Consider the following 3,937-nt stretch of genomic DNA (forward strand, 5'->3'; position numbering starts at 1 on the left):
GCCCGCAACCCCGGCCACACCGCCGCCCCTTTGCCTGGAGGCTCCTTCCGCGTGTACAGCCTGACCGTCGCCGACCATATCATGATCGCCCATTCCTTTCGCGGCGAGGAATTCGGCCCCGCCCAGCGCGTCCATGGCGCCACCTTCGTCGTGGAGGCGGAGTTCCGCGCCGCGCGGCTGGATGGCGCGAACCTGCTGGTGGACATCGCCGCCGCGCGGGTCGAGCTGCGCCGCATCCTGGACGGGCTGGATTACCGCAACCTCGACGAGGTGCCGGAGCTGGCCGGGCAGAACACCACCACGGAATTCCTTTGCGCGCATATCCACGGGCTGCTCTCGGCCGCCCTGCGGGACGGGAAGCTCGGCGATGGCGGACGCGCCGTACAGTCGCTGAAGATCCTGCTGCGCGAGAGCCCGCTGGCCTGGGCCGCCTATGAAGGCGCGGTGGCATGAACATCGCCTTCCTCGTCCCCGCCCCTTTCGACGCGGTGAGCGGCGGCTACGGCTATGACCGCCGCATCACCGCCGGGCTGCGCGAGCGTGGCCATGCGGTGCGCGTGGTGGAGCTCGCCGGCCGGCACCCGATGCCCGACACGGCGGCGGAAGCCTCCGCGCGCGAGGCACTCGCCGCCTGCGCGGCGGAAGAGCGGATCGTGCTGGACAGCCTCGGCCTTCCCGCCTTCGCGCCGCTGGCGGAGGATCTGGCGGCGCGCGGCGCCATCGGGCTGATCCACCATCCCACCTGCATCGAGACGGGCCATGACGACGCCACCCGCGCGGAGCTTCGGCGCCGCGAGGAGATCCTCTATCCGCGCCTCTCGCGCCTCGTCGCCACCTCGCCGCTGACCGCCGAAAGCCTGCCGCGCAAATTCGGCGTGGAACCCGGGCGCGTCGCGGTGGTGGAGCCGGGCACCGATCCGGCGCCGCGTGCCGCCGGATCGGGCGGCGAGACCTGCCAGCTCCTCGCCGTCGGCGTGCTCGTGCCACGCAAGGGGCATGACGTGCTGCTGCGCGCCGTGGCGCGGCTCATGGACCTCGACTGGCACCTGACCATCGCCGGGCCGGATGCCGACCCCGCCTGCGCCGCCGCGCTGCGCGCGCTGGCGAAGGAGCTGGAGCTGGAGGAACGCGTCACCTTCGCCGGGCCGGTAACCGGCGCGGCGCTGGAGGCGCTCTATGCCCGCAGCGACGTCTTCGCGCTTGCCTCGCACTGGGAGGGCTATGGCATGGCGGTGGCCGAGGCGATGGCACGCGGGCTGCCGCTGGCGATCACCAAGGGCGGTGCGCTGGCGGAGCTGATGCCGCCCGGCGCCGGCGTCGCTTCGCCGCCGGGCGATTTCGCCAGCCTCTCCAAGGCGATGCGGCGCGTGATCTTCGACCGTTCGCTGCGGCGGAAGATGGCCGACGCCTCCTGGGCCGCCGGGCAGCGGCTGCCGCGCTGGGAAGACCGCGCCGATGCCTTCGCCGGGCTGGTGGAGGGCGCGGCGTGAGCGAGAGCTTCGACGCCACCTGGCTGGCGCTGCGCGAGCCTGCCGACGCCTGGGCGCGCGACCCCGCGCTGGCGGAATGCCTCGTCTCCCTGCTGCCGAAGCGGCCGCATCTGGTCGATCTCGGCGCCGGCACCGGCAGCCTGTTCCGCTGGCTGGCCCCGCGGGTCGGCGGCGCGCAGGCCTGGACGCTGGTGGATGGCGATGCCGCGCTGGTGGAGGAGGCCTTCGACACCATCGCCCGCCGCGCGGAGGGCATCGGCCTGACAGTGAGTGCCCCGAACAAGCGGACCCTGCTGGTGCACGCGCCCGGCGGCGCCTGGCGGGTGGAGGGACTGATCGCCGATCTCGCCGATGCGCCGGACTGGCTGCCGAAGCGCGGTGCCGATGCGGTGGTCTGCTCCGCGCTGCTGGACCTCGTTTCCGAGGACTGGCTGGAGGATCTGGCTGATGTGGTCGAATGCCCCTTCTACGCCGCCATGACCGTGGACGGGCGTGACCGCTTCCTGCCGCCGAATCCCTATGATGGCGTGGTGGCGCAGGGCTTCCGGCGCGACCAGCGGCGCGACAAGGGCTTCGACGGGCCGGCGCTGGGCGCCCGGGCCACGGCGGCGGCGGCACGCGCCTTCGCCGCGCGCGGCTTTGCCGTGGAGCAGGCGGGATCGCCCTGGGAACTCGGCCCCCGGCGCCATCGCGAGCTGCTGCTGGAGCTGATGCTCGGCCATGCCGATGCGGCGAGCGCCCATCTGCGGCAGCCGCGCCGCATGGAGGCCTGGACCGAGGCCCGCAGCTGCCAGTGGCGGCAGCATCGCCTGCGGGCGGTGATCGGGCATCGCGACCTGCTGGCGGTTCCCGCCGCAGGCTGATCCAACGCCCCCTCGCACCGAGGAGACTGCACCATGCCCCTTCCGAAGCCTGTTCTTCTGGGCTGCATTGCGGATGACTTCACCGGAGCGACCGGCCTCGCCTCCATGCTGGTGCGCCATGGCATGCGCACCGTCCAGGTGATCGGTGTGCCGGAGGCGCCGCTCGCCGGGGCCGGCCATGACGCCGATGCCGTGGTGGTGGCACTGAAATCCCGCGCCATCCCCGCTCCGGAGGCGGTGGCGCAGTCCCTGGCGGCGCTGGAGGCCCTGCTGGCGGCGGGCGCGCGCCAGATCCTGTTCAAGGTCTGCTCCACCTTCGACAGCACCGATGCGGGCAATATCGGCCCGGTGGCGGATGCGCTGCTGCGGCGCCTCCAGGGGGGCTTCGCCCTTGCCTGCCCAGCCTTTCCGGCGAATGGCCGCACCGTGTACCAGGGACATCTCTTCGTCGGCAGCCGGCTGCTCAGCGAGAGCGGGATGCAGGACCATCCCCTCACCCCGATGCGCGATCCCGACTTGGTGCGCGTGCTGTCGCGCCAGACGGATGGCGGTGTCGGGCTGGTGGGCTTCAGCACGGTGGAACAGGGTGCGGGGGCGATCCGCCAGGCCATGACACGCCTCGCGGAATCCGGCCGGCGCTACGCCATCCTCGACGCGCTGACCGACGCGCATCTGGTGGCGATCGGCGAGGCCGCGGCGGCGCATCCGCTGCTCGTTGGCGGCTCCGGCGTCGCCATGGGCCTGCCGGAGAATTTCCGCCGCGCCGGGCTGCTGCCGCCGCGCGGCGATGCCGATGCCTTGCCGCCCATGCGGGGGCATTGCGCGGTGCTGGCGGGTTCCTGCTCCCGCGCGACGCTGGGGCAGATCGGCTTCGCGCGCGACCACGTGCCGGTGCTGGAACTCGACCCGCTGGCGCAGGACGGCCCGGCGATGGTGGCAGGCGCGCTCGCCTGGGTGGATGGCAAGCTGCGGGAGGACCGTCCTGTGGTGATCGCCGCCTCCGCCATGCCCGGCCGCGTGGCGTTGCTGCAGCGGCGCCTGGGGCGCGAGGCGGCGGGCGCGATGGTGGAGGAGGCATTGGCCGCGATCGCGGCGGGGCTGGTGGAACGCGGCGCCGGCCGGATCGTCGTGGCGGGCGGGGAAAGCTCGGGCGCCGTGGTGCGGCGCCTGGGTGTGCGGAGCCTGCGCATCGGCGGCGAGATCGCGCCTGACGTCCCCTGGACCTATGCCGAGCCCGCCGGCCTGCACCTTGCGCTGAAATCCGGCAGTTCCGGCGGGCGCGACATGTTCCTGCGCGCCTTCGACAGCATGTCCTGACGAAGAAGGGGCGCCGCATCGCCGCGGCGCCCCTGGCTTCATCGGCCTCGGGAGCGGGGCCGCCCGGAAAGGCCGCTCCCGCCCGTCAGGCGCTTTGCCTTAATCCTCCTGCGGCTCGCCGTCATTGGCGACGACAGGCGGCAGGTCCATCACCGGCTCCGGCGTCGTCACCACCGCGGCGGCCTCTGCCTTGCGGCGCGCACGCGTCGCGGCGGCCTTCTTCGCGGCCTCGGAGCGCGTGTTGGTCTCGGCGGCGGCCGGCTTGGC

General features: G+C 73.4%; 4 protein-coding genes. All 4 read left to right on the forward strand.

From position 1 onward, the window contains the following. The coding region (locus ROTAS13_RS20590; RefSeq protein ID WP_253187725.1) for a 6-carboxytetrahydropterin synthase at positions 1 to 453 on the forward strand (453 nt) is incomplete at its 5' end. Beyond that, positions 450 to 1,490 (forward strand): glycosyltransferase family 4 protein, encoded by a 1,041-nt coding sequence (locus ROTAS13_RS20595; protein ID WP_058389983.1) that lies wholly within the window; start codon positions 450 to 452, stop codon positions 1,488 to 1,490. The genes ROTAS13_RS20590 and ROTAS13_RS20595, both read left to right, overlap by 4 nt. After that, positions 1,487 to 2,353: a trans-aconitate 2-methyltransferase gene (locus tag ROTAS13_RS20600; RefSeq protein ID WP_058389984.1), complete on the forward strand. Its 867-nt coding sequence runs from the start codon at positions 1,487 to 1,489 to the stop codon at positions 2,351 to 2,353. The genes ROTAS13_RS20595 and ROTAS13_RS20600 overlap by 4 nt, the downstream gene beginning before the upstream one ends. Before the next feature lie 33 nt (positions 2,354 to 2,386). Continuing rightward, positions 2,387 to 3,670 carry a 3-oxo-tetronate kinase gene (gene otnK / locus ROTAS13_RS20605; RefSeq protein ID WP_075823268.1) on the forward strand — a complete coding sequence of 428 codons (1,284 nt, stop codon included), beginning with the start codon at positions 2,387 to 2,389 and terminating at the stop codon, positions 3,668 to 3,670. Positions 3,671 to 3,937 lie beyond the last annotated feature (267 nt).

The organism is Roseomonas sp. TAS13 (genome assembly GCF_001950415.1).
GTDB lineage: Bacteria > Pseudomonadota > Alphaproteobacteria > Acetobacterales > Acetobacteraceae > Roseomonas > Roseomonas mucosa.

What these genes read in the sequence shown, in the direction of transcription:
- ROTAS13_RS20595 (WP_058389983.1), top strand. Translation starts at nt 450, where the DNA reads ATGAACATCGCCTTCCTCGTCCCCGCCCCTTTCGACGCGGTGAGCGGC.
- otnK (WP_075823268.1), top strand. Translation starts at nt 2,387, where the DNA reads ATGCCCCTTCCGAAGCCTGTTCTTCTGGGCTGCATTGCGGATGACTTC.